Below are 23,841 nucleotides of genomic sequence, written 5' to 3'. Positions count from 1 at the left end.
GGGGTAGGTCGAGATGACAGCGGGGGTAGGTCGCGGTGACAACGGGGGTAGGGCGAGGCGACAGAGGTTGTTAGGGCGCAAAGTGTTCCCGATAGGGAGAAGGACTTGATGATACCCCGCTGTCATTTCGAAGCGGAGCGAGAAATCTCGTTGTTCCTTTGCCTGAGCCCATTCCAAGCCCTGCATGAGATCTCTCCCTGCGGTCGAGATGACAGGAGCGGAGGAAGGTCGAGATGACAGGAGCGGAGGAAGGTCGAGATGACAAAAGCGGGAGGTGGGTGGCAAAATGGGGGAAGGTTGGGATGGGAAATTAGTGGGATGGTCGAGATGACAATGGAATAGGCAGGAATGTTCAGAGGCGGGATTCAGCGAGTCCGGAGGAACCTTCCGTGAGGCATTTTAAGGCCGTTATTGGCTGAGACGAGAACTGACAAGGCGGTTTATGCTGACCCCTGCCTCGGCAGCTTGGATTGCTAAATTCCTGTGGACTTCAGGTGGAACCCTGATTATAAATTTGCCGCTGTATTTTTTGCCAGCTATGGCTTGGGGGACTTCTTCTCCATTTTCTTTCATATCCTTTATTACATCGGCAACGAGTTCTCTTATGCCTTTCAATGCAGATTCCGGTGTCTTTGCAAGCCAGCTCAAGCTCGGAAATTCAGCACATAATCCGACATATTCATCGTCTTCGGCCGACCAGGTAACTCGATAAGTGTAATGATCATTTTTTAGTGGCATTTTCTTCCTCAATTCTCTCAATTGCTTTCAAAACTTGTTTGACTTGGTAGGCTTTGGCTTTTCTTTTGCAGTTTTGAATGTTTACCCGTGGATCGCCTTGCCACGGTGTTTTGAATATTCTGTGACTCCCTCCCGACTGCCTTGGTTGACCAAAATAGTGTTCGCATACCTTGCATAACTCAGAAAAACGGACATTTGCAGGATTTTTCTGAATTTGCTTGAGGAGGTCTCTTATTTGTTCCATATCAAGTATAATATCATTATTGATACTGCTGTCAAGATCGGGGTTGTTTTTAAGCCCAGATCCGGGTCAATGAGGCACGCGATGTTTTATCGCGACTCCGCAAACATATGATGGTTATCTGGCGTTTAATGTCAAACATCATTACCACTGCTCCAGATAGGGCCGCATGACCTTGTCGATCCGACAGATTTTCGCGTAGTTGAGCAGAGCCATAAGGTTGAACGTTTTGCGGGCCTTGTAGAGCTTCAGAGCCTCCAGTACCACGTCCATTCCGATTTTATTACGGAATTTGAAACAGTCGGCGAGTGTTTTTTCCGGGCTGTAGATTTTGACGGATACGCCGTCGATTTGATGCTCTTCAATTCCGGCGCCGTATGCCTGATCGGAAAATCGGTGAACGAGGAGTGGCGGATGATCAAGCGATGGCAATCGTGATCTCCTGGGAACCGCCAAAGATATGTTATGGGGAATCTGCGTCGTGATATCGTGGTAAGCCAATGCTGAGACAAGACAGATAACGGCGTTCGGAAAACGCAGGCCGACCGTCACAAGGTCGGGGTTGCTGATGGGCGGAAGATCCACCAGACGATACACCCCTCTGCTCACCTGTTCAATCACCCCTCTGTCTCTGAGGGAATAAAGCATGTAGCGGGTAATCCCGAACTTAATGGCCTCGCTCATCCGTAGCTGGCCGCCGCATGAGCGGAAAATGTCTTCAGGCTTCTCTTTCATCTCTGGCTCCAGACATAACGACTCCACTTGTTTGTAAGTGGTAACACTTATGTCTGATTGGTGTCAGGATCTCAACAGAAAAAATGGGCATCCATGATAAGTAGATTCAAATCATGTATGCAAAGGTGCTTATCCTTGGCCTTACCTTCAAGGAAAATTGCCCGGATGTGCGGAATACGAAAGTTGTCGAAGTCGTGAGTGAATTTAAGACATACGGTGCGGATGTCGATGTTTAAGATTCCTGGGTCGACAAGGATGAGTCCCGCCAGGTGTATGGCATTGAGCCTGTAGAGGTTCCTGAGGCTGGTGCGTATGACGCGGTTGTTCTTCTCGCTGTTCATTTGCCGGAGCCCATTCCAAGTCCTGTTTGAGATCTCTCCCTCTGGTCGAGATGACAGCGGGGGTAGGTCGAGATGACAGCGGGGGTAGGTCGCGATGACAGGCTCCCCACTGTCATTACGAGCGCCAGCGAGAAATCTTGAGGTTCCCGATAGGGTGAAGGACCGGATGATACCCCCGCTGTCATTTCGAAGCGAAGCGAGGAATCTTGTTGTTCCTTTGCGGGAGCCCAATCCAAGCCTTGTTTGATATCTCTCCCTCTGGTCGAGATGACAGCGGGGGTAGGTCGAGATGACAGCCTCCCCGCTGTCATTTCGAAGCGAAGCGAGAAATCTCGTTGTTTCTTTGCCGGAGCCCATTCCAAGCCTTGTCTGAGATCTCTCCCTGCGGTCGAGATGACAGCGGGGGGAGGTCGCGATGGCAAAGAGGTAGGTCGCGATAACAGCGGGGGTAGGTCGCGGCGGCAGTGCTCGTTGTTCCCGATAGGGCGAAGGTCGAGACGCCACCCCGGCTGTCATTTCGAAGCGAAGCGAGAAATCTTGTTGTTCCATTGCCGGAGTCCATTCCAAGCCCTGTTTGAGATCTCTCCCTGCGGTCGAGATGACAGCGGGGGTAGGTCGAGATGACACAGCGGGGTTGATCGCTATGACAGCGGGGTAGGTCGCTATGACAGCGGGGGCAGGGCGAGAGGGTAGCGGGGGCAGGGCGAGAGAGCAGTGGGGGTAGGTCGAGATGGCAAGCGGAGGTCGAGGTGACGCCACCCCTGTCATTTCGAAGCGAAGCGAGAAATCTCGTGTGTGTTCGGATGCCCTTTTTCCATCCTCATGGCATTGACCGTGGTAAAACCGGCCTTTTTTTCGTTACTGCCGGAGCGTATTTCTTGAATTCCTTGTCGGAGTTTATCCAGGAGCTGCAAAACGGTTTCAAACCTGGTTCCTCGGGGCATGTCTATCCTGGTCATGTCGGCCAGCATCCTGAAGCCGTGGTCTGCATCAGTTTCGCGGATCAAAATATCCTCGACCGTCTTTACCGTCTCCGGACTGCTCATGACTGCGATGTCTTGCCCAAGCAGCCGAATTGCGGCGAGGCGGGAATCGAACTCTTCGTCTATCAGCAGGGCTGAATGCGACTTGTAAAGTTTAGCCTCAATTCCAGTTGCGTCATAATTTTCCAGTATGAAAAGAAGATCTTGAGCATCACGCTCACGCCTCGGATACGCGTCGGCCCATGAAATGATCTTCATCAGGGCCAGCGCCGGTATGGAAGGCACCAGAATATTCAGGGGCGGTTCACTGTTGAGATGGACCTTCAGTGCCGACTGGTACGCTTCTTCAAATCCGAGCATGTTCATTATCGTGTCGTGATCAGGCGGCCAACTGATCCGTTTCTCTTCACCGCTTATCTCGCCAAACGGTATGATATCGACGATGGCGACAGAGGACTTTCCAATGAAACGGTGCGGCAATTTCGTCGCCCTCAGGATGCCACGGTCGATCAAGGTTCTTGTCAGCAGTTGGAATTCCGCCCAGTTTGCGACCTCGACGCCAATATCGATGTCTCCCGTTATGCGGGGAGCTGGAATCCGGTGCCTGTGCTCGAAGATCAGGTCTCGAGCAAAAGCGCCAACCACGAAAAAATGGACGTCGAGTTCTGTTGCAGCTTCCTGAATCTTGCTGAGAATGGCTATTTTTTCGGGGTCAATCCTGCCCGAAATGTCGATCGATAAAGTCTGCATGGATCATCCGTGCGGTTTCCATGGTTCGTTGATCACCGATCGCGACCAGGTCGGCGTAGATGAGGATGGGGTGGACGGTATCACCTTCGCCCAAGCCTTCAATCGGAGGCCAGAACCGTTCCAGTATTTCAACGTTGCCCCGGGGGTCCTTTTTCAACTTGCAGGCGATCACGAGGTCGGCGAAACGGTTTTTATCGGCATACAACGTGACTGTGCCCGGTTTCAGGTATCCGGTCAGTTTCGCGGCAGCAACCTCGCCGCCCCATTGGGCGACCGCTTGATCGAGCCGGATGTCGTCCCACCAGTTGCCGTCTCCCTGGAAGCGGCCCAGCAAAATCTTCGGCTTGAGAGCGTCGGGATAGGCCGTGACCCATCGATCGAGAAGGGCTTTTGTCTCCCGCAACATCTTCCCTCTTGTTCCCATATCGAGGACGAAACCTTTCCGGATCATATCCATCATGGTGCCGTTCACGGTTCCCAGGGCGACATGTGCCATCTCGGCAAGTTCGCGATACGGCCTGCCGATGAGGTCCGGCCGACATAACAGGAGATACGCGATCTTCAATCCCACCCCTTTGAAGAGGCGTACGGCGGGAACAGTGGTTTCGGCCTTTTTCGGTCGGTTTCCTGTGACGAAGATGAACAGCGGCGGCTGATTGATGAAGGCGTTTCCGGCTGTATCGATAAACTGGATGCCTCTGGCGTGCAGTCTTGCCGCGGCTTCGGGAGAGACGTATCGTGTCGCTATCAGGACGGGGGATTGCGCCTTGTCGTTGTCGATCTGCGCCAGCGTCTCCGTCGCTCTGGTACACCGGTTCCTGACCTGGACACGCCACACGATCTGCAGTCCGAAAACCTGTGCCCGAACGGTGCAATCGTATCCCTGCTCGCGAAGGCTGGGATCCGGCCCCAACTCGTACTCGAGTGGAACCAGTCCTTTCAGCGTATTGAGTGCCTGGCGGAGGATGGTTTCATTTTCCGCTGCCGGATTGTGTTCAAAATTATTCTTGTTCATTTGTTTTGAACATATAAAAAAAATGAACACTGGTCAAGCAAAAGGGGACAAGTCGATTTTGAGCGCCGGCGAGAAATCTCTTGTTTCCGGTAGGGCAAAGGACTGGATGACACCCCCGCTGTCATTTCGACTTTTTTCCTCTGTCATTTCGAGGCGAAGCGAGAAATCTCTTGTTCCTTTGCTGGAGCCCATTGCAAGCCCTGTTTGAGATCTCTCCCTGCGGTCGAGATGACAGCGGGGGAAGGTCGAGATGACAGCGGGGGTAGGTTGCGATGACAGCGGGGGGAGGTCGAGATGACAGCGGGGGCAGGTCGTGATGACAGCGGGGGTAGGTCGAAATGACAGCGGGGGCTTGCAGGATGTAACGATGAGCGTTACATTGTGGCCATGATAAAAAACTTTCGGGATAAATGGCTGGAAAATTTTTTTGTTGAGGGCAGAAAAAGCAAGAAGATCCCTGCAGCAATCAACGAAAGGCTTTTCAGAAAATTGCAAATTCTTGACGACTCCACCTGTGAAGCGGATCTACGATCTCCGCCGGGCAATCATTTTGAAAAATTGATCGGAAATCTCGACAATAGTCATTCAATCAGAATCAATGACCAATGGCGGCTGATTTTCCAATGGGACAACGACAGGGGGGAAGCTGAAGGCGTGTATCTCGATAACCATAGTTACAGATGATGAGGAGTCAGGGATGATTACGACAAAACAGCAACCGGTGTCGGTTGGAGAAATGATTGTAACAGAATTTCTGGAGCCCTTGGGGCTTAGCCAGGATGGTCTGGCGAAAGCCATGATGGTAAGTCGCAAGACGGTGAACGAATTGTGCAACAACAAACGGACGATCACGGTTGATACGGCGTTGATTCTGGCAAAGGTTTTCGGGAATACCGCAGATTTCTGGCTCAACCTGCAGAAAAGAAACGATATATGGAATGCAATGCACTCCCCGAAACGTAGAGCAAGGATCGATCGTGTACAGCCGATCCAAAGAACGTAGCAAAAGACAAACCATGAGTATGATCCAGATCATCCACGACAGCAACGGCGCCCCCGCCTTCGTGGTGCTGCCTTATGCCGACTGGCTGGCCAGTCGCGACCGCCAGGAAAACCTTGTCCCCAACGAAGTCGTCAATCTTACCTTCGATCACGACTGGTCACCGATGCGCGCCTGGCGTGAACGCCTCGGACTCACCCAGGCCGAGGTTGCGGCGAGGGCGAACATGACCCAGGGAGCCTGCGCCCAGATGGAAAACAGCGCCAAACCACGCCGCGCCAGCCTGAAAAAGATAGCCAAGGCCATGGGATTGACTGTTGAGCAACTCGATTTGTAAAGCGTCTCGGGCGCGTCGATGACCTGATCGCGATCGCCAGGACGAATGGGGTGGTCAAGGTTGGGCTCCGGAATCAAACGCGCCTTAACAGAGTGGCCACGGATCGACTTCGTCGACGACCGGGACGGGTGCCTGTTCACCGAAAACCGGTGGAAGAGCTGGAATTGGCGGGTGGACCAGTCGGAATACCGATGCAGGCGAGACCTGGCGTGTCGGGAAAGCGTCGGGAAAGCGTCGGAAAAACCCTGGCAGGCCTGCCGTGGCATCGCCCTGTTTGAGATCTCTCCCTGCGGTCGAGATGACAGCGGGGAAGGTCGCGATGACAGCGGGGAAGGTCGCGATGACAGCGGGGAAAGTCGCGATGACAGCGGGGGTAGTTCGCGATGACAGCGGGGGAAGGTCGCGATGACAGCGGGGAAGGTCGATATGACAGAATAAGGGACGAGAAGATCTGGAGGATAATGGCCGTAAGCGAGAAAAGGCTTTGGGTCAATTCTGATTTCTGAACACTTCATTAAAAAAAGTTTCTTTATCCAAACCCTTCTGCCATTTTCTGTGTCTTTTCACACTTTCTTCCCTGATGTCTCGCGGTATGGTCAGAAAACGGATGGTATCTGCATACCCAAGTTCCTTGAATAAAATTTTTGTGCCTTTTTCTATTAATTCTTTATCCTTGATATCTTTTAACGTAGTCATCGCAAATTCTCCTTGTCACAAAATGCAACGGGGTTGCCAGTCCAGACATCAACCGTCATTCTGGAGCACTTTTTGATGAGTTTATCATCACAACTTATAAAATCGGCTTGTGCGGCTTCTGCAAAGGCTATATGCGCGGCATCGGCAGGCCCCAGGCCTTGCCGGAACAGTTTTTCAGCGCAGGCCCTGGCGGCTTCATTGTCGATTGCGATCCGTACACCCAGTTTCTCAAGCATCAACAACAAATCGATTCTTTCGGAATCATTTGCTATGTTGGAAATTTCAATCTCATGTACGGGTGAGGTTATCAGCCTATAACGTCCTGCCTCTACCGTTTTTAATATCAATCGCACGGCTATCGTCTCAAGGTGAATTCTTGAATAGGATTGATCATCCATATGGCCGACACAATGCGCAAACATCCAAATAAATATGTTTCAACCGGACACCTTTTGCCCTTATTCAGCGTGAGCGGCGTTGATGACAATTTCGATTGGTTACGACCATGGCACAGGGTCTGTATTTTGAGTTGCTCTATGCAAATGTATAATCAATTATCCTAAAATTGCAAACCTATACGAGATACTGGGAGTTTCAAGACGTATCCTGTCATTTCGAAGCGAAGCGAGAAATCTTGAAGTTCCCGATAGGGCGATGGACTGGATGCTTCCCCCGCTGTCATTTCGAAGCGAAGCGAGAAATCTTGTGTTTTCGCTGTGATCTGATCCTGTAGAGATCTCTCCCTGCGGTCGAGATGACAGCGGGGGAAGGTCGAGATGACAGCGGGGGCAGGTCGAGATGACAGCGGGGGAAGGTCGCGGTGACAGCGGCGGGCGAATCATGGTGCCAGTGACTGTGAAGCTGCTAAATGGGTGGGCAAACCGATAGTGCAAAATTTTAACTCGATGATGGCCAATTAAAATTTTATGGCATATATTTTAATTGACATCCTGTGGATTAAAGCAGGCTTTAATTCTTCAGACGAGGCTTTATGGACAAATCTCTCTTTTCTTCCAAATCCTTAGGTACCCTGCAAAGGATAAGGATCGATGATGGGCACGACTGGGCATTTATTCCGGACCCTTTGCCGGACAAGTGGGATATGCCTGTTCAATTGTGGCCGCTGCTCTCTCTGGCCAAAGAAGAATTGGCCCGACTGGATGGAGTTGGCAGGCATATGCCCGGTGATTCCAGCAACCTCTTGCTCACGCCTCTCCAGAAACGTGAGGCCCTGAAGTCATCCAGTCTCGAAGGGGCGTATGCGACGGCTGAAGAGCTGTTACTTTTTGAGAAATCACCAAAGGAGCCGACTTCCGAGCATGACAAGGTCAATTCCTGGATGGAGGTTCGAAACTACAGCAGAGCTTTGCAAGTTGGCCAGGATCTGCTGTTACGGCTGCCGCTGTCCATTCGTCTGATTCGGGAGATGCACAAGGAGTTGTTGACTGGTGTTCGAGGGGCGAACAGGAACCCGGGAAATTTCAGGATAAACCAGGTTCATATCGGCTCTGATCGAAGATTTATTCCTCCCCCTGCCGGTATCGCGGTTGAGTGCTTGCAACAGTTGGAAATACAAATGAATTCCGACGTCACCATAGATCCCCTGTTATATTCGTTCATGGTGCATTACCAATTTGAAACAATCCATCCTTTTTCGGATGGCAATGGCAGGGTTGGCAGGTTGCTTCTCTCGCTGATGATTTTTAGGCGCTGTAACCTTGTCATGCCCTGGTTGTACCTGAGTGAGTATTTCGACCGGTACAAAGATGAATATGTGAACAATTTGTTCAATGTCAGCGTTAACGCAGATTGGAAAAGTTATCTGGAATTTTGCCTGAGAGCGACCGTTCAGCAGGCACGAGAAGCTCTTGTCCGGTTTGATTCTTTGGTCGATATTCAACGGAAATATCAAAAGATAATCGCCTCAAGCGGTGGAAGCGCACGGCTCGGCACGATTGTCGAATCACTCTTCAATGTCCCTTTTATCACGATTCCGGATGTCCGTGAATTATTGAACACCACCTATCCAACAGCGAAGAACGACATTGAACGATTGATTTCTCTTCAAATCCTTCAACCACTTGCCAGGTCGGAGCAAAGGCCGAAGATTTTCTACGCAAAGGAAATTTTCGATGTTGCTTATCATGGCACCTGATTGAATTGTACCTCGATGCTTTGTTCAGGGGTATGGTGTTGGCCCTGGCGGGAAAGATGAGCACTGTCATCTCGAACCGCTTCCGCTGTCATCTCGAACCACCCTCGCTGTCATCTCGACCAGAGGGAGAGATCTTCGCAGGGCCGGATCTCAGCGGAAAGACAAGATTTCTCGCTTCGCTTCGAAATGACAGCGGGGGCAGGTCGAGATGAAAACGGAGAGCCTGACCGAGATGGCAGGTCGCCTGATTATTGTTGAGCAGCATATTCGTCAAGCAATCTGCGAATCATTTTCTGGTATTGCGTGTTATATTTTTTCGCTTCCTTTTTAAAAAAATCGACACTTGTTTTGCTGAGGGACAAAGTGACCTTAACGGTTTCGTCCTTGAGCGCAAGTTCTTCGGGTGAAGGTAAGAAATCACGAATTACCCGCACCTTTCCCATTGGTTCATCCGAACATTTTATTTTCTCTTTCATATATTTTCTTGCCCTTTCGCCAATAACCGGCACCGATAATTCTGATTTTGTTATCCCTGTATGTGAACCTTACTGTCATTACACCATCTGAGACTTTACCAAGGCAATAGAATCGTTTTTCATTCTCACTATGCTCGAGGTCCTCCAGGATAACACGGTTGTGATCAAGAAATGCAAGTTGAGCCAATGCGAACGAGACCCCATGCTTTTCTTGATTAATCAAATTCTTATCTTGGTCCCATTCAAAGTCGGATCGTTTTTTCATACGTACATTGTGAGTTTGAAAGATACGTTTGTCAATATTTTTGTATGGTAAAATATATGGCTAAAGCCCCTTGTTTATTCGGATGCTAATTTTTTGAACTTTAAGGTGACTGCAGGAGATCTCTCCCTGCGGTCGAGATGACAGCGGGGGCAGGTCGCGGTGACAGCGGGGGTAGGTCGCGATGACAGCGGAAGAAAAGGCGAAAAGGTGGGGGGGAAGGTTGAGATGCCTTCCCCTCTGTCATTTCGAAGCGAAGCGAGAAATCTCGTGATGAAGCGAGAAATCTCGTGATTCCAAGGGTGCCATTTTTGGGGGCGGATGATGGCTGCATGAGAAATGGCCAATATGTAAGCCGACTGTTGTAAAATATCTATCTTGACATTGCCTCAGTTCTCACTTAACCTCTAGGTTAATCAGGAATGAACTTACGATCTGTCAGAAAGGGAGTGTGGACCGTTTATGAGGTCTGCAACGATGACGGAAAATCCCCGCTGCTTGCATGGCACAATGAGCTGAACAAGAAATATAGCGGCTCAATCAGAAGACTTTTTGCAATCATTCGTCAGGTTGCCGAATCCCCTCATGGGCCGACACAACTTTCTGATGAGATTTCCCACGAGGTCAACAAGAACAACAGCATTTACGAGTTCATCGCCGGCGACCTCCGACTTTTTTGGTTTTATTCCCAATTTCACAACAAAATCATAATTTGCAGTTGCCAGCATATAAAGAAAGGCAAGAAGGCAAATAAACAAGAAGTTTCTCGTATCATCAAAATAAAGAAGGACTTCGCGAAAGCATACGAAGCGGGGCAAATTGCATATTTTGACGAGGAGGGTGAAAAAATATGACTGAATATACTTCTTTTTCCGAACTTTGGTGTGACCTGGAAAATGATGAATTATTCCTTGTCGAAAAGAACATTCTTGAATTTACGCTTCAACTCCAACAGCTCATGAAGCGAAAGGGCATTTCGAAAAAGGATCTTGCCGAGGCAATCGGTACATCACAAGCCTATATAACAAAAGTTTTCAAAGGAAAGGCCAACTTTACCATCGCCACAATGACAAAGCTGTCCAAGGCGATCGGCGGTCGTGTGAAAATTCACGTTACCAGTGAAGAAGAGAAGAATCCTCGATGGTATCGAGCAATAGAGGGAAAGAAGAAAGTAGTTCCTCAGTGGTGGCGGCCTGATGATTACGAAAAGAGCTATTCTCAAAATTCCCAAGGGATATTGATGGAGCAACTGGCATCATGAAACCGCCGTTAACAGTAAAAGAATATTTTTTCCCTTTTGTTCAGGTTTCTGCTGATCCGGAATTCACCCCAGGGGATCCAGCCGAACAGATCGATTTCGAAACGAAGGTTGGCGTAGATCATAATCCTGAAAATGGCCTCTACCAGGTCAACCTGGAAATTACAGCACTGCCGGAGAATGAAAAGAAAAGGACTCCATACGCGATACACCTTATCGTGGTAGGTTTATTCACTGTAAGCGATAAAATTGATGATCCTGTTCAATTGCTCAAAGTTACCGGGGCATCGATTCTGTATAGCGCTGCCAGGGAATTTCTCATAACAATTACTTCTCGTGGTCCCTGGGCTCCATTTTTCCTGCCAACAATTTCTTTCCTGCCGTCTCCAGCCGAAGGCGACGAATTGGTAAAACCAACCAAGGAACGCAAGGAGAAAAAGAAGATTGCTAAAGAAAAGTAGGGGGTAGGGTTGCGTCAGGATTACAACCTCCATGCCAGTCTCGACGATCCCTGCCAGCGGTTGCTGAACGCCATGGAGCCGGGATCGTACATCCGGCCGCATCGGCAGCTGACGCCGCCGAAGCAGGAAAGGTTTGTCAGGGTGCGCGGGCGGATGGCGGCATTTATTTTCGATGGGATGGGGAAAGTGGACGAGGTGATCGTCTTCGACCCCGGCGGAGGGGAGTGAAGGGGCGGGGGAGTATCTGCGGAGGTTGGTGGGGAGGGTTGGAGCTGTCATTTCGAAGCGAAGCGAGAAATCTCGTTGTTCCCGGTAGGGCGTAGGCCGGGATGCTCCCCCCGCTGTCATTTCGAAGCGAAGCGAGAAATCTTGTCTTTTCGCTGAGATCTGATCCTGCAAAGATCTCTCCCTGCGGTCGAGATGACAGCGGGGTAGGTCGCGATGACAGCGGGGAAGGTCGAGATCTCATGCCTGTTTCACTTCGGCTTCAATCGTCTTTGCTTATTCATATGGGCATGCAGAACGCGAATGATTTCTATGCCTTTGGGGTATTCTCGATAATAGATCACATAGCTTTGAAACTTGCTGACGGAAAAGAAGCGTACACCTTTCAGTTGTGCCCGTTTGGATTGATATGACGGGCCTATGTGCGGCAGGGAGGCGAGTGATTCGAAAGTGTCCTCTACCGCTTGATAAACACGGTCGGCGGCCTCCGGATTATCCCGTGCGATATAGAGCCAGATGGTGATGAGATCATTCTCGGCCGCTGGCGTTATATGAATTTCTGCCATTCAGGGGCTGTTACGAACTAGCTGTTATATTTTTCACCATCTTGGCGCGGCCACGTATGTCGGATAGGTATTTCTGGGTAACGGTTATTGTTTGACGACTGCTTACCGCGCTTGTTCTTGTTTGAGGATGGATTGCGCCTTCTTCCTCAAGTCGGCCAGATCAAGTGGCCGTGTTGCCCCGCTTTCTATTCCTTCGACCAAAAGCCGCTCCGTTTCTTCCCGGTCGTGTCTGATCAGGTCACGCAGATAATCACTTGCACTTTGATATTCTCCCATGCGGACACGAGCTTCGATAAATGCTCGCATTTCATCGGGCATAGAAATGTTCAGGGTCGCCATGCTGTTCCTCCTCGTTGATTGTCTTTACTGAAAATATAGCATCTATGGCAATCTTTGCCAATGTTTTGGGAAAGGTATGGAGAAAGGGACATCCCCTCTGTCATTTCGAAGCGCAGTGAGAAATCTCGTTTTGCGAAGGTTGTTCCGTTGCGAGATTGACTATGTGCTCGACTTCCTGGAAGTTTTCAATATCAACCGCGGCGCTGCTGGATCCCCTGCCGGCGCCGGAGGCCAGCCGGGCCTTTATTTATCTAGATTTCTTCGTATAGTGAAAGACGGCAACAATCCGTTCCCGTAATTCCAAGAGAGAACCCATGACGACAAACGATTATCATTTTGAAACCGGTATCTACCGCCCCCCCAGTGAAGGCGGCAGTTCTTCCCTCCTCGTCCGTTTTACCCGCAACTGCCCCTGGAACCAGTGTACGTTCTGCTCCATGTACAAGACGGAAAAGTTCCAGCTGCGCAGCCTCGAGGAGATCAAAGCCGACATCGATGCCATGGCCGCCCTGGCAGGTGATCTGGTGGCCGAATCGATCCGCCTTGGCCACAACGGCCGGATCACCGGCGAGGCCATCCGGGCCTTGTTCGGCCGTGTCCCTGGACTCATCGACCATCAGGGGGCGCACATGCTGATCGAATGGCTGCTTTCCGGCGGCAGAACCGCCTTTCTCCAGGACGGCAACTCGCTGATCATGCCCCCCGGCGATCTCATCCAGGCCCTGACCTATCTGAAATCGACCCTGCCTTCGATCACCAGGATCACCACCTATGCCCGGGCCCGGACCCTGGCCCAGCGGTCGCCGGAAGATCTGCAGGCCATTCGGGCGGCGGGACTGGACCGGCTGCATCTGGGCATGGAGAGCGGCGACGACGAGCTGCTCAAGCAGGTCAAGAAGGGGGTGGATGCCGAGGGGCTCATCCTCGGGGGCCGGAAGGCGATAGCGGCAGGCTTCCAGGTGTCGGAATACTGGATGCCGGGCCTGGGCGGCCGGGATCTGTCGGAGCAGCATGCCCGCAACACCGCCCGGGCGCTCAATGCGATCAATCCCCACTATATCCGCTCCCGACCCTTCCGGCCGCTTCCCGGCACGCCGATGTACGATCAGTATCGGGCCGGGACATTGACGCTGCAGACCCCGGAGGACCAGCTGCGGGAAATCGAGCTGATGGTATCGGCCCTGGACGTCACCTCCAAGGTCTGCTTCGACCATGTCGGCAACTCCTGGCGGGCCCCCGACGGCGACCTGGTCTTCAGCCACGACTATGAAGGCTATCAGTTCCCGGAGGAAAAGGACAAGGTGCTGGAACGGATTCGCCTCGGCCTGAGCTTCGGTCGGCAGACCGGGCGATTCCCCGTTCGGTGGTGAAGCCGCCGGACGACCGGCGCCGTTGCGCCTCGCCCTGGTGAAGGCAGAGGGGGGAGGTCGAGATGACAGGGGCGACAAGGTCGCAACGACAGGAAAGAATACACAAACCACAGACTGGAAAACATCATGACAACGCGCTACGACGCCCTCCGCCGGCGGCTGTTGACGGAAAAACACACCTGGCTGGTGACCGGGGTTGCCGGATTCATCGGTTCCCATCTGCTGGAAAACCTGCTGCGACTTGATCAGCGGGTCGTCGGCCTCGACAATTTCTCCACCGGCTACCGCCACAACCTCGACGAGGTGCAGTCGCTGGTGACGGCCGATCAGTGGCGCCGGTTCACCTTCATCGAGGGCGATATCCGCGACCTCGACGATTGCCGCCGCGCCTGCCGTGATGTCGACTATGTCCTGCACGAGGCGGCCCTGGGCTCGGTGCCGCGTTCGATCGAGGACCCGTGCCTGACCAACGCCAACAATATCAGCGGTTTTCTCAATATGCTGGTGGCGGCGCGGGACGCCGGGGTGCGGCGGCTGGTCTACGCCGCCTCGAGTTCCACCTACGGCGATCACCCCGATCTGCCGAAGCGGGAAGACCGGATCGGCCGGCCGTTGTCGCCGTATGCGGTGACCAAGCTGGTGAACGAGCTCTATGCCGACGTCTTCGCCCGGACCTACGATTTCAAGGCGATCGGCCTGCGCTATTTCAACATCTTCGGCCAGCGGCAGGACCCCGACGGCGCCTATGCCGCCGTCATCCCCAAATGGTTCGCCGCCCTGATCCAGGGCGAAACCGTCTATATCAACGGCGATGGTGAGACGAGCCGGGATTTCTGCTTTGTCGACAACTGCGTCCAGGCCAATCTGCTGGCGGCGGTGGCGAAGGACGAGGCGACGCTGAACCAGGTGTACAACGTCGCCTTCGGGGCCCGGACGTCGCTCAACGAGCTGTTTGCCCTGATCCGCGACCGGGTGGCCGGCTTCGACGCGAAGGCGGGGGAGGTCCAGCCGCAGTACCGGGATTTCCGGCGGGGGGACGTGCGCCATTCGCTGGCGGCGATCACCAGGGCGCAGGATCTTCTCGGCTACGAGCCGCAGTTCTCGGTGCAGGCCGGGCTGGACCGGATCGCCGGCTGGTACTGGAACAAATTGGGGTGAGACAACAATCCACCCCTTTTTTCAGGACCCGACATGGACCCGACATGAACCCGACATGGCAGCGATATCAGGCGGTTCCGGACCCCGTTTCTCCTGATGTCCTCTAGGTTGTTGTCATCCGAGCGGCTATAAAGAGAACGAAAGAGGCTGGTGTCTCTTTGCATTGGGTAGCGCGAAGGCGTAAGATTATCTCGTCAACAGCGCCATTCGCGAAACAACGGGATTGTCGATGGAACCAGCAAAGATCCGGCGGTTTCCGCCCGTGATCAACAACCGTAGCGATACGGAAGGAGGAATCTTATGAACAGGACGGTGTTTTTCGGTTTCACCCTGGCGATCGCCCTGACGCTGATGGCGTCGGCGGCATCGGCGGCCGAGTGTTCGGGCGCCTGGCGGGTCCTGCCAAACTACAGCCCCGGCGCCGGCGGGCCCTGCGCCGCGATCGGGCTGGATACCAACCGGGCGGTGTGCCGGCCGGGGCAGCGGTTTGCGACCTACTGCGACGACGCTTCGGGCGGGCGCTACCGCACCTGTCAGAGCAATATCCCCTGCGGGGGGCGAGGGTACGATCGCGATTATCGGAACAGGAACGACGGCGATGGGCGCTACCGGTACAACGACGATCGGCGGTACCGTGAGGAGCGATGGTACCGTGATGACCGCTATCGTAACCAGCCGGGCTGGGGCGACAACAGCCGGTATCGCTACGACCGGACCCCCGACTGCACCCGCTGGGACTACCAGCATAACCGCCCCTGTCCCCCAGGGACCATCAATCGCGATTGTCGCGGTGACTGCGGCCGCAGATAGCCGGCGGCAGGGCTACTTCTCGCCCAGCACGACGGTGACGAGGCGCTGCCGGCCATCGCGGCGGTAGCCCACAGTCGCCGTCGACCCCGGGGGGCTGAGGGCGATCCGGTTGCGGAGATCGGCGGCCCCGGCGATCGTGATGCCGTTGATCGTGACGATCACGTCGCCCTGTTGCAGGCCGGAGCGGGCGGCCGGCGAACCGGCGTCGATCCGGCTGATGACGGCGGCGCCGTCCCCGGCGGTCGGTTGCCGGTCGGGGGGCAGGTCCCGCAGTCCCACCCCGAGCCAGGCCCGGGTCATGCGGCCGTCCTGCTGCAGCCGTTCGGCGATCGTCCTGGCCATGTTGATCGGAATGGCGAAGCCGACCCCCATGTAGCCGCCGGTCTGGGTGAGATAGGCGGTGTTGATGCCGATCGCCCGGCCGTGGATGTCGACCAGCGGGCCGCCCGAGTTGCCGGGGTTGATGGCGGCGTCGGTCTGGATGAAGTCCTCGTACTCGCTGATCCCGACGCTGCTGCGGCCGGTGGCGCTGATGATGCCGGCGGTGACGGTCTGGACCATCTCGAAGGGGGAACCGATGGCCAGGGCCCATTCCCCGACCTTGAGCGTCGAAGAGTCGCCGAGGGGCAAAACCGGCAGGTTGTCGGCTTCGATCCTGATCAGGGCGACATCCGATTTTTTGTCGAGGCCGATGACCGTGGCCGTGAACTCGCGCCGGTCGCCGAGGCGGACCGTGATCTCGGCGGCGTGGTTTATGACGTGGGCGTTGGTGAGGATGGCGCCGCGATCGTTGATGATGAAGCCCGAGCCGTGACCGTAGCTCGTGTTCCGGGCCTCGCGGTCCCGGTCGTTGGCGTCCGCCGACTCGCCGAAAAAGCGCTGCAGCGCCGGGTCGTCGAGAAAGTTCCCGGCGGCGCCATCCCGATCCGTCGCCTCGGTGATCTTCTTGACATGGATGTAGACCACCGCCGGCCTGACCCGTTCGGCCACGGCGTTGAAGGCCTCGGCGGTCGCGGCGAGGGCGGCGATCGTGTTGCCGCCGGTCTCGCCGCTGAAGGCCGGCGCCGGCCGGAGGGCAAACAGGAGGCAGAGAACGGTGAGCAGAAGCGGTCTGAGGAGTGTTTGCATGTTCATGGAGGTATCGATTGTGGTCCGTTGCCGGGCGGTGGCCGGCTGTTCGCGACAGTACCACAGAAGAGAGGGGAGGGATTTATTTTTTTCGCCGGAAAAATAAATTCCTTTCTTTTTTTCCTGAGTGGTTACTATGTCGGTTTGAACCCGATGCCGCATGTTCTCCGCCTTTTCGCGGCGGGGAAGGCATCTCTGAAAACACCGGAAAACAAGCTGGAAGCTGTTGAGGAAATCTGAGCGTTCGGCCCGGTTGCGGCGGCAGCGTCTTCCCGAGGACAATTGATGGATTTGATGGATTCCCATTTCTGGCTTGCGGTGCCGCAGATCATCGCCATCGACATCCTGCTCGGCGGCGACAACGCCGTGGTCATCGCCCTCGCCTGCCGCAAACTCCCCCCCCACCAGCGCAGAAAAGGCATCGCCTGGGGCGTGGTCGGCGCCATCGGTCTGCGCATCGTCCTGATCTTCTTCGCCCTGCAGCTGCTGATGCTGCCGTATCTCAAGGTCGTCGGGGCATTGCTGCTGCTGTGGATCGGCGTCAAGCTGCTGCAGCCGGAAGAGGAGGGCGGCCATGCCGGGATCGAGGGCAGCGCCAGCCTGCTGGGAGCGATCAGGACCATCATTGTCGCCGACGCGGTCATGAGCCTCGACAACGTCATCGCCGTCGCCGGCGCCGCCAAGGGTCACCTGGGGCTGGTGATCGCCGGCATCGCGATCAGCATCCCCATCATCGTCTGGGGCAGCAGGCTGGTATTGAAGCTGATGGATCGCTTTCCGGCGGTCATCACCCTGGGCGGGGCGCTGCTGGGGTGGATTGCCGGCGGTATGATCGTCACCGACGTCAAGGTCGCACCCTGGCTGGTCGGGACCCCGGAGTGGCTGCATTATCCGGTCTCGGCGGTCGGGGCGCTGCTGGTGGTCGCCGTCGGCACGCTGCTGGCCCGGCGCCGGGTTGTCGTGGCGGCGCCGCTGGCCGATCTGGCGGCGGAGGGCTCGCCCGCGAAACCTGCCGATAACCAATAAGAGAGGCGACTATGCTGAAGATCCTGATCCCGATCGATGGTTCGGCCCACGCCCAGCGGGCGGTGAACCAGGTGCTGGACCTGGCCGCCAGCGGGGCGGTGCTGGAGATTTTCCTCCTCAACGTCCAGATCCCCATTGCCTCCGGCCATGCGCGGATGTTCGTGTCCAAGGACGATGTCGATGCCTATCACCGCGAGGAAGGCCTGGCCGCCCTGGCCGACGCCCGGGCGCGGTTCGAGGGCGCCGGGCTGCCCTGCAGCCATCACATCGCCGTCGGTCGGGTGGCCGAGACCATCGTGCGCTTCGCCCGGGAACGCGGCGTCGACAAGATCGTCATGGGGACCCATGGCCGCGGCGGCCTGGCCGAGGTCCTGATGGGGTCGGTGGCCCGTGAGGTGCTCAGGGACTCCCCCGTCCCGGTGCTGCTGGTGAAGTGACAGGGGGAAGGGCAAGGCGGTCCCCTCTTGTCATCGCGACCAAATACATGACAGTGTGGAGGCTGTCATTGCGACCTTCCCCCGCTGTCATCTCGACCTTCTCCCGCTGTCATCTCGACCGCAGGGAGAGATCTTAAACCAGCCGTGGCGAGGGCCCCGGCCACGCTGGCAGACGAAAAAACACATGAAGACAGGATTCCTTTATAACTTCATGGTGATACGTATCCTGGAGTTGAACGCTCGACCACCACGCCAATCAAAAGGAGTATGCAATGAAGATCTATGTAGGGAATATGTCGTATGAAGTGCAGGAGGATGACCTGCGGCAGGCCTTCGGTCAATTCGGCCAGGTGGAATCGGTCGCCATCATCACCGACAAGTTCAGCGGCCGCTCCAAGGGTTTCGGCTTTGTCGAGATGGCCACCAAGGAACAGGGCCAGGCCGCGATCGACGGCCTCAACGGCAAGGACATCAAAGGTCGGGCGCTCGTCGTCAACGAGGCCCGGCCACCGGAAAAGAGGAGCGACGATCGCGGCGGTTACGGCGGCGGCAAGGGCGGGGGCGGCGGCTTCGGCCGCGGTGGTGAGGGCGGCTATGGCGGTCGCGGCACTGGCGGCAAAGGGGGCAAGGGCGGCTATGGCAGCGGTGGCGGCAAAGGCGGCTACAGCGGCGGACGTGGCGGTCGCGGCGGCGATCGCTGACCCCGGCCTCGTTCTGGTGGGGGCTTCCCGGCTCGTGCGTGGGCAGGTGGTGCGACGAAGCCTTTCTCCGGCCCCAGGCACGGCCTGAGCATGCGGATCTGGGTCGATGCCGACGCCTGTCCCCGGCCGATCCGGGAGATCCTGGTGCGGGCGGCGGAGCGGGCGATGGTGGAGACCGTGTTTGTCGCCAACCGGCTGCTCCAGCTCCCCCGCTCGCCCTATCTCTCCTCCCTTCGCGTCGCCAGTGGCCGGGATGTGGCGGACCAGGAGATCGTCAAGCGGCTCGCCCCCGGCGATCTGGTGATCACCGCCGATATCCCGCTCGCCGCGGCGGTCCTGGAGCGGGGCGGTCACGCCCTTGATCCGCGTGGCGAGATCTATTCATCCGAGAGCATCGGCTCTCGGCTCAGCGTCCGTAATTTTCTCGAGGACCTGCGGGCCACCGGCGTCGAGACCGGCGGCCCGGCGGCCTTTCTGCACAGCGACCGTCAGGCCTTTGCCAACCGCCTCGATGCCTGGTTGACGGCGCAGGCCAGGCGCCGGTGACGGCGGCGGCGATGCTGGGCCCCCTTGATCAGACCAGCCAGAGACTGGCGACAGCGTAGAGGCAGAGGCAGAAGGCCGGCAGGGCGAACATCTTCAGGGAGTAGCGGCGGGCGACCAGCAGCCGTTTGATGATGCGCTGCGAGGCGTAGAGGGCGGCGATCAACCCGCCGGCCACGGTGATGGCCTGGAGGACGAAGGTGGCGTCGGGGCTGATGATCCGGGGGTCGCTGTAATCGCCACTGCTGCCGAGGAGATCGAGGATGTTGGCCGGCAGCAGGCGAAGGCCGCCGGCAAAGATCTCCAGATGCGCCGCCATGAAGGCGCTGAGCACCAGCGGGATCATGCCGTAGCCGAAGATCGAGGCGGTCGCCTTCCAGCTGTTGCCGGTGAGCCGGGCCATGAACTGCGACAGCAGCGCCGCCCCGCCGATGTAGAGAAGAATGGAGGCGTAGAAGAAGATGCTCGACACCAGCGCCGGGCTGTGGGGAAGGCCCAGGCCGTGCGCGGTGGCGGCCCAGCCGGCGATCGTCTCGGGATGCTTGAGGCTGACGGCAAAGGGGAAAAAGATCGCGGCCAGAACGATCACCAGGATGCTGTCCTCCAGACGCGGCGACTGCATGTTCCACAGCTCCTGGGGGGCGAGGCGGAGATTGAGATGGATCGAGTCGAGCCGGCAGTTCTTGATGCACTGGCCGCAGAGGATGCAATCGCGGTTGTTGTCGACCAGGAACGGGTGGCGGAACATCGGGCAGCCGGGGGACGTGTCGTCACCGGTATAACAGACATGGTCGGTGCAGCGGTTCATGCACATGTGGGTGTTGGAGCGCAGTTCCAGGGTCGACGGCATGGAAAAGATCGCGTTGATCGCCCCGAGCGGGCAGATGTAGCGGCACCATACCCGGCGTTTGAAGAAGATGCTGAACCCCAGCGCCCCCACGGTGATGGCGGTGATGATCCCGGCGGTGAGCAGTGGCGACCGGGAGGCGTTCCAGGTGATCTCGATCCAGAACAGCAGGGTGCAGAGCCCGGTCATGATCCACCCGGAGTACTTGCGGATGAACGCCGGGGTCGGTCTCTCCGGCTTGAACACCGACTGCGCCAGCCAGCCGGGCACCGACAGGCCGCAGACGCTGCACCAGGTGCGGGCCAGGAAAAAGAAGGAGAAGATCATCAACGGCCAGCCCACGACCCAGCTGAGGGTGAGGCCGATGTTTTTTTCCGGTTCCGCCGGCCCGAAGATCAGGGCGACCAGCACCAGGCCGAAGCAGATTCCGACCAGGGCCTTCGGCAGCAGCGGGTAGAACCGGCTGGTGATGAAGGAGCGGACGAGGCGCAGCCGCAGCAGGTTGAACTCCCACTTGCCCTCGGTCTTCGGCATGCCGAGCAGGATCTGGCTGCTGAGGGGCTCGTGGTTGCGGCCGAGGATGACCGCCCGCTGCAGCACGCCGGCCATTTCGGTCAGGTTCCCCGGCCAGTCGTAGTTCATGAACCTGCCGAGGGTCTGGTCGTCGACCCGGGTGATGGACTTGCCGTACTGGCGGCTGAAGCGCTGGAGGTAGTACTGAATCAGCCGCGGTATGTCGCGGCGGTGGGCGCGCAGCGGGGCCATCCGGAAATGGCGGTCGGCGACCAGGGCGTAGAGCGTCGGCAGCAGCCGGTTGTGACCGTCCTCCATCCTCGGCGTATCGTTGCAGATCAGGATGATCCGGGAGCGGAGAGGGATTTTGACGTCGCCGGCGACCTTGATGAAGAGGCCCCTCTTGATGATGGCCGCCAGCTGGCGCTGGAAGTCAGGCTCCATCAGTTCGGCGTTGTAGAGGACGACCGTGCCTTCCGGCGATCGGCCGAAGACGCCGAGCCGGTCGATCAGCGAGAAGGCGAATGCTTCCCGGTCGTTGCCGAACAGTTCGACCTCCAGCTGGCCGGAATCGAAATTGCGGACATCGACCTCGAAATACGGCCCGGCCCCGTGGGCGCTGGCCCGATGGATCTCGTAGGCGGCCATGCGGCGGCCGGTCCCGCTCTCACCGGTGATCAGCACCGGGGCGAGGGAGGGGCTGAAGCGTTTTGCCGCGGCCATGACCTGCCGGGCGATCGTCGACTCCGGCAGCTGTTCCTGGCGCTGCCGCCCCGACCTGGGTCCTGCCGGTTCCGCCGTCGCTGCCGGTTCCGAGATGAAGGTCGGGTCGAGGTTGTGCTCGGAGCTGCGGCGGGTGTATTTGACCTTTGTCAGGGCGCCGGCGTGGTCATGGTAGGAGATCCGCAGCCGGCGGGCCAGGCCGATGCAGAGCTGACGCTGGATGACCTGGTTGGCCAGCAGCAGAAGGTTGAAGGCCTCGGCGTCGAAACACAGCAGGGAGAGATCGGTCAGGGCCCGGACATTGATGCTGTGGGCGCTGCTGGTCAGCAGGGCGGTTTCGCCGAAATGACCGCCGGCGCCGATATGGCTGACGAGGAGCTGGTCGCTGCCGTCGGCGTTCATCGTCAGTTCGGCTTCGCCGGCGGCGATGATATAGAAATGGCAGTCGCTTTCACCCTGGCGGTAGACGTAGCGGCCCTGTTCGACGGTCCGCCAGCGCCCGGCGGCGATGATCCGCTCCACCTCTTCGCGGCTGACATCCTCGAAGAGAGCCGACCTGTACAGGTTCGGTATCAGGGCGTCATGTTCGGGCATGGGCCGCATTCCGTTGCAGTTGCGTGTTCTCGCCGGTTCCGGCGGCCTTCGATATCCCTGCCAGGCCGAAGAACTCGCTCGCGTTGCCATGCAGCAGGGCCTGAAGGCGGTGGGGCGGGAGAGCGGCGGCCGCCAGCTTCTTCAGTTCCCGGTCCCAGGCGTAGGGGATGTTGGGGAAATCGGAGCCGTACATGATCCGGTCGGGGCGGTAGCGGCGAAGGTCGATGTCCTCCTGGAGCGGGAAGTAGCCGGCCAGGGCCATCGTCGTGTCGAGCCAGAGGTTGTCGTATTTCTCGAGCAGTTGCCGGTAGGCGGCGATCTCGTCGAGACCGAGGTGGGGGACGCAGACCTTGAGGCCCGGGAAATCCCGCAGCACCTGCTCCAGTTTGTCGGCACTGCACAACACGTACGGGTCGCAGCGGTAGGCCTCGCTCTTCGGTTCCCGGCCGACATGCATCACCACCGGCCGGCCGTTGCGGCGGCAGCAGTCGTAGAGCGGGGCCATTGCGGCGCCGTTCATGTCGAAGCACTGGACGTGGGCGTGCAGTTTGAGCCCGCCCAGACCGGCGTCGAAGGCCTGCTGCAGCAATTTCCCGGCCCCTGCCTCGCCGGGGAAGACGGTGGCCAGGCCGGTGACCCGGCCGGCGAAGCGGCGGCAGATCCCGGCCATGTAGTCGTTCAGCTGCGGGGCGATGCCGGGCTTGTGGGCGTACTGGAGGGCGACGACATGACCGACGCCGCGCGCCAGCAGGTACTCGACCACTTCGGTCGAGGACAGCCGGTAGCGGATGCGCCAGCCATGCTGGTCGAACCAGGTGCGGACGGCGGTAAAAATGGCGTCGGGGAAGATGTGGACATGGGCGTCGACGACGGCGGGAAGGCCGGCGGGAACCGCCTCTCCTTCCCGGTCATCGGGTGACGGCATGTTCGGATGCAGCATCATGGCGTCAGAAGATGCCGAAATCGACCCCGGCGGCCAGGGTCTGTCCCAGCTCCTCCAGGTCGGCCAGCTGTTCTTCGGTCGGGGCCCCGACCACCCGGAAGTGCTCCTGGACCTTGTGCCATTTGTAGCCGGCGGCGAGCCGCTCGATCTGAGTGATCGCCCCCCGGCCGTCGTTGCCGGCACAGACGAAGATCACGAACGGCAGGCCGATGGTCCGCTCCTGGGCGGCCTCGTAGGTGCGGTCGAAGAAATCCTTGACCATCCCCGCCATCGTCCCGAAATATTCCGGCGTGCCGATGGCGATGGCGTTGCAGTGCAGCAGGTCGTCGAGGTCGGCATCGGCCGCTTTTTTAAGGATCACTGCGATGTTTTCTTCTCTGGCGGCGCCCCGGGCGAAGCGGTGCGCCATCCGTTCCATGGTGCCGCCCTGGGAGTGGTATACTACCAGGATCGATTTTTTACTCTCCACT

31 protein-coding genes are annotated in these 23,841 nt (G+C 57.1%); 15 read left to right on the top strand and 16 right to left on the bottom strand.

Annotation, left to right across the window (positions count from 1 at the left end; genetic code table 11):
* Positions 1-408: 408 nt before the first annotated feature.
* The 6 genes from HNQ81_RS08770 to HNQ81_RS08745 form a co-directional block, all read right to left on the bottom strand.
* The gene (locus tag HNQ81_RS08770; protein ID WP_035233482.1) at positions 409-738 is read right to left on the bottom strand and encodes a type II toxin-antitoxin system HicB family antitoxin; all 330 of its coding nucleotides are present in this window, start codon (positions 736-738) and stop codon (positions 409-411) included.
* Positions 722-982, bottom strand: coding sequence for a toxin HicA (locus HNQ81_RS08765; protein ID WP_183350426.1), 261 nt, complete (start codon positions 980-982; stop codon positions 722-724). Before HNQ81_RS08765 ends, HNQ81_RS08770 begins: the two co-directional genes overlap by 17 nt.
* Positions 983-1,123: 141 nt before the next feature.
* Positions 1,124-1,714, bottom strand: a complete 591-nt coding sequence (locus tag HNQ81_RS08760; protein WP_183350424.1) for a type IV toxin-antitoxin system AbiEi family antitoxin domain-containing protein — start codon at positions 1,712-1,714, stop codon at positions 1,124-1,126.
* A gap of 71 nt (positions 1,715-1,785) precedes the next feature.
* Positions 1,786-2,604 carry a hypothetical protein gene (locus tag HNQ81_RS18270; RefSeq protein WP_244960476.1) on the bottom strand — a complete coding sequence of 273 codons (819 nt, stop codon included), beginning with the start codon at positions 2,602-2,604 and terminating at the stop codon, positions 1,786-1,788.
* A gap of 215 nt (positions 2,605-2,819) precedes the next feature.
* Positions 2,820-3,788, bottom strand: coding sequence for a nucleotidyl transferase AbiEii/AbiGii toxin family protein (locus tag HNQ81_RS08750; protein ID WP_183350422.1), 969 nt, complete (start codon positions 3,786-3,788; stop codon positions 2,820-2,822).
* Entirely contained in the window at positions 3,751-4,803 is a 1,053-nt protein-coding gene (locus HNQ81_RS08745) for a type IV toxin-antitoxin system AbiEi family antitoxin (protein ID WP_183350420.1), read from the bottom strand. The genes HNQ81_RS08750 and HNQ81_RS08745 overlap by 38 nt, the downstream gene beginning before the upstream one ends.
* 387 nt (positions 4,804-5,190) lie before the next feature.
* Here HNQ81_RS08745 and HNQ81_RS08740 point away from each other — a divergent pair, with 387 nt between their 5' ends.
* From HNQ81_RS08740 to HNQ81_RS08730, 3 genes are read left to right on the top strand one after another with little or no spacing between them, the layout of a single operon-like run.
* Entirely contained in the window at positions 5,191-5,487 is a 297-nt protein-coding gene (locus HNQ81_RS08740; protein WP_183350496.1) for a type II toxin-antitoxin system RelE/ParE family toxin, read from the top strand.
* A 13-nt stretch (positions 5,488-5,500) separates the two neighbouring features.
* Entirely contained in the window at positions 5,501-5,806 is a 306-nt protein-coding gene (locus HNQ81_RS08735) for a HigA family addiction module antitoxin (protein WP_183350418.1), read from the top strand.
* 13 nt (positions 5,807-5,819) lie between these two features.
* Positions 5,820-6,140: a helix-turn-helix domain-containing protein gene (locus tag HNQ81_RS08730; protein ID WP_183350416.1), complete on the top strand. Its 321-nt coding sequence runs from the start codon at positions 5,820-5,822 to the stop codon at positions 6,138-6,140.
* Positions 6,141-6,629: 489 nt separating this feature from the next.
* On the opposite strand, the gene HNQ81_RS08725 is transcribed toward HNQ81_RS08730, so the two are convergent.
* Both HNQ81_RS08725 and HNQ81_RS08720 read right to left on the bottom strand, forming a co-directional pair.
* Positions 6,630-6,836 (bottom strand): hypothetical protein, encoded by a 207-nt coding sequence (locus HNQ81_RS08725; RefSeq protein WP_183350413.1) that lies wholly within the window; start codon positions 6,834-6,836, stop codon positions 6,630-6,632.
* Entirely contained in the window at positions 6,833-7,234 is a 402-nt protein-coding gene (locus HNQ81_RS08720) for a PIN domain-containing protein (RefSeq protein ID WP_205240326.1), read from the bottom strand. Before HNQ81_RS08720 ends, HNQ81_RS08725 begins: the two co-directional genes overlap by 4 nt.
* Before the next feature lie 593 nt (positions 7,235-7,827).
* Between HNQ81_RS08720 and HNQ81_RS08715 the strand changes: the two genes are divergently transcribed.
* Positions 7,828-8,991 (top strand): Fic family protein, encoded by a 1,164-nt coding sequence (locus tag HNQ81_RS08715; RefSeq protein ID WP_183350412.1) that lies wholly within the window; start codon positions 7,828-7,830, stop codon positions 8,989-8,991.
* 248 nt (positions 8,992-9,239) lie between these two features.
* On the opposite strand, the gene HNQ81_RS08710 is transcribed toward HNQ81_RS08715, so the two are convergent.
* Together HNQ81_RS08710 and HNQ81_RS18110 are read right to left on the bottom strand one after the other, a co-directional pair.
* On the bottom strand, positions 9,240-9,467 hold the full coding sequence (locus tag HNQ81_RS08710) for a CopG family transcriptional regulator (protein ID WP_183350410.1): 228 nt from the start codon (positions 9,465-9,467) through the stop codon (positions 9,240-9,242).
* Complete coding sequence (locus tag HNQ81_RS18110) at positions 9,439-9,732, bottom strand: BrnT family toxin (RefSeq protein ID WP_183350408.1); 294 nt, start codon at positions 9,730-9,732, stop codon at positions 9,439-9,441. The genes HNQ81_RS08710 and HNQ81_RS18110 overlap by 29 nt, the downstream gene beginning before the upstream one ends.
* Before the next feature lie 419 nt (positions 9,733-10,151).
* On the opposite strand from HNQ81_RS18110, the gene HNQ81_RS08700 reads away from it, so the two are divergent.
* Genes HNQ81_RS08700 through HNQ81_RS08685 form a run of 4 tightly spaced genes read left to right on the top strand, consistent with a single transcriptional unit; the run spans position 10,152 to position 11,676 of the window.
* A complete protein-coding gene (locus HNQ81_RS08700; RefSeq protein ID WP_183350405.1) occupies positions 10,152-10,583 on the top strand; it encodes a hypothetical protein in 432 nt (143 codons plus the stop codon).
* Positions 10,580-10,990 carry a helix-turn-helix domain-containing protein gene (locus HNQ81_RS08695; protein WP_183350403.1) on the top strand — a complete coding sequence of 137 codons (411 nt, stop codon included), beginning with the start codon at positions 10,580-10,582 and terminating at the stop codon, positions 10,988-10,990. The genes HNQ81_RS08700 and HNQ81_RS08695 overlap by 4 nt, the downstream gene beginning before the upstream one ends.
* Positions 10,987-11,448 (top strand): protein-export chaperone SecB, encoded by a 462-nt coding sequence (locus HNQ81_RS08690; protein WP_183350401.1) that lies wholly within the window; start codon positions 10,987-10,989, stop codon positions 11,446-11,448. The genes HNQ81_RS08695 and HNQ81_RS08690 overlap by 4 nt, the downstream gene beginning before the upstream one ends.
* A gap of 9 nt (positions 11,449-11,457) precedes the next feature.
* On the top strand, positions 11,458-11,676 hold the full coding sequence (locus HNQ81_RS08685; protein ID WP_183350399.1) for a WbuC family cupin fold metalloprotein: 219 nt from the start codon (positions 11,458-11,460) through the stop codon (positions 11,674-11,676).
* A 248-nt stretch (positions 11,677-11,924) separates the two neighbouring features.
* Here the strand turns inward: HNQ81_RS08685 and HNQ81_RS08680 are convergent, their stop codons facing one another.
* Positions 11,925-12,239: a type II toxin-antitoxin system RelE/ParE family toxin gene (locus HNQ81_RS08680; RefSeq protein WP_183350397.1), complete on the bottom strand. Its 315-nt coding sequence runs from the start codon at positions 12,237-12,239 to the stop codon at positions 11,925-11,927.
* Positions 12,240-12,341: 102 nt separating this feature from the next.
* On the bottom strand, positions 12,342-12,578 hold the full coding sequence (locus tag HNQ81_RS08675; RefSeq protein ID WP_183350395.1) for a type II toxin-antitoxin system ParD family antitoxin: 237 nt from the start codon (positions 12,576-12,578) through the stop codon (positions 12,342-12,344).
* A gap of 314 nt (positions 12,579-12,892) precedes the next feature.
* Here HNQ81_RS08675 and HNQ81_RS08670 point away from each other — a divergent pair, with 314 nt between their 5' ends.
* From HNQ81_RS08670 to HNQ81_RS08660, 3 genes are all read left to right on the top strand, one after another.
* Positions 12,893-13,948 carry a radical SAM protein gene (locus tag HNQ81_RS08670; protein WP_183350392.1) on the top strand — a complete coding sequence of 352 codons (1,056 nt, stop codon included), beginning with the start codon at positions 12,893-12,895 and terminating at the stop codon, positions 13,946-13,948.
* Between the two features lie 126 nt (positions 13,949-14,074).
* Positions 14,075-15,106: an NAD-dependent epimerase/dehydratase family protein gene (locus tag HNQ81_RS08665; RefSeq protein ID WP_183350390.1), complete on the top strand. Its 1,032-nt coding sequence runs from the start codon at positions 14,075-14,077 to the stop codon at positions 15,104-15,106.
* A gap of 300 nt (positions 15,107-15,406) precedes the next feature.
* Positions 15,407-15,916: a hypothetical protein gene (locus HNQ81_RS08660; RefSeq protein ID WP_183350388.1), complete on the top strand. Its 510-nt coding sequence runs from the start codon at positions 15,407-15,409 to the stop codon at positions 15,914-15,916.
* A 12-nt stretch (positions 15,917-15,928) separates the two neighbouring features.
* Here HNQ81_RS08660 and HNQ81_RS08655 read toward each other — a convergent pair whose 3' ends face one another.
* Entirely contained in the window at positions 15,929-17,050 is a 1,122-nt protein-coding gene (locus tag HNQ81_RS08655; protein WP_183350386.1) for a S1C family serine protease, read from the bottom strand.
* A gap of 279 nt (positions 17,051-17,329) precedes the next feature.
* Between HNQ81_RS08655 and HNQ81_RS08650 the strand changes: the two genes are divergently transcribed.
* The 4 genes from HNQ81_RS08650 (at position 17,330) to HNQ81_RS08635 (ending at position 19,754) form a co-directional block, all read left to right on the top strand.
* Positions 17,330-18,070: a TerC family protein gene (locus tag HNQ81_RS08650; protein WP_183350384.1), complete on the top strand. Its 741-nt coding sequence runs from the start codon at positions 17,330-17,332 to the stop codon at positions 18,068-18,070.
* An 11-nt stretch (positions 18,071-18,081) separates the two neighbouring features.
* Positions 18,082-18,507 carry a universal stress protein gene (locus tag HNQ81_RS08645; RefSeq protein ID WP_183350381.1) on the top strand — a complete coding sequence of 142 codons (426 nt, stop codon included), beginning with the start codon at positions 18,082-18,084 and terminating at the stop codon, positions 18,505-18,507.
* A gap of 272 nt (positions 18,508-18,779) precedes the next feature.
* Complete coding sequence (gene rbp, locus HNQ81_RS08640) at positions 18,780-19,208, top strand: RNA-binding regulator (RefSeq protein ID WP_183350379.1); 429 nt, start codon at positions 18,780-18,782, stop codon at positions 19,206-19,208.
* 90 nt (positions 19,209-19,298) lie between these two features.
* Positions 19,299-19,754: a YaiI/YqxD family protein gene (locus tag HNQ81_RS08635; protein WP_183350377.1), complete on the top strand. Its 456-nt coding sequence runs from the start codon at positions 19,299-19,301 to the stop codon at positions 19,752-19,754.
* Positions 19,755-19,782: 28 nt separating this feature from the next.
* Here the strand turns inward: HNQ81_RS08635 and HNQ81_RS08630 are convergent, their stop codons facing one another.
* From HNQ81_RS08630 to HNQ81_RS08620, 3 genes are read right to left on the bottom strand one after another with little or no spacing between them, the layout of a single operon-like run.
* On the bottom strand, positions 19,783-22,428 hold the full coding sequence (locus tag HNQ81_RS08630; RefSeq protein ID WP_183350375.1) for a sigma 54-interacting transcriptional regulator: 2,646 nt from the start codon (positions 22,426-22,428) through the stop codon (positions 19,783-19,785).
* On the bottom strand, positions 22,415-23,371 hold the full coding sequence (locus HNQ81_RS08625) for an amidohydrolase family protein (RefSeq protein ID WP_240191805.1): 957 nt from the start codon (positions 23,369-23,371) through the stop codon (positions 22,415-22,417). Before HNQ81_RS08625 ends, HNQ81_RS08630 begins: the two co-directional genes overlap by 14 nt.
* 4 nt (positions 23,372-23,375) lie before the next feature.
* A complete protein-coding gene (locus tag HNQ81_RS08620; RefSeq protein ID WP_205240327.1) occupies positions 23,376-23,840 on the bottom strand; it encodes a flavodoxin family protein in 465 nt (154 codons plus the stop codon).
* Between the last annotated feature and the right edge of the window lies 1 nt (position 23,841).

The organism is Desulfoprunum benzoelyticum (assembly GCF_014201505.1).
Classification (GTDB): Bacteria; Desulfobacterota; Desulfobulbia; order Desulfobulbales; family Desulfocapsaceae; genus Desulfoprunum; species Desulfoprunum benzoelyticum.
The sequence above is the reverse complement of the archived record's forward strand: the minus strand, read 5'-3'. Positions and strand labels throughout refer to the sequence as shown.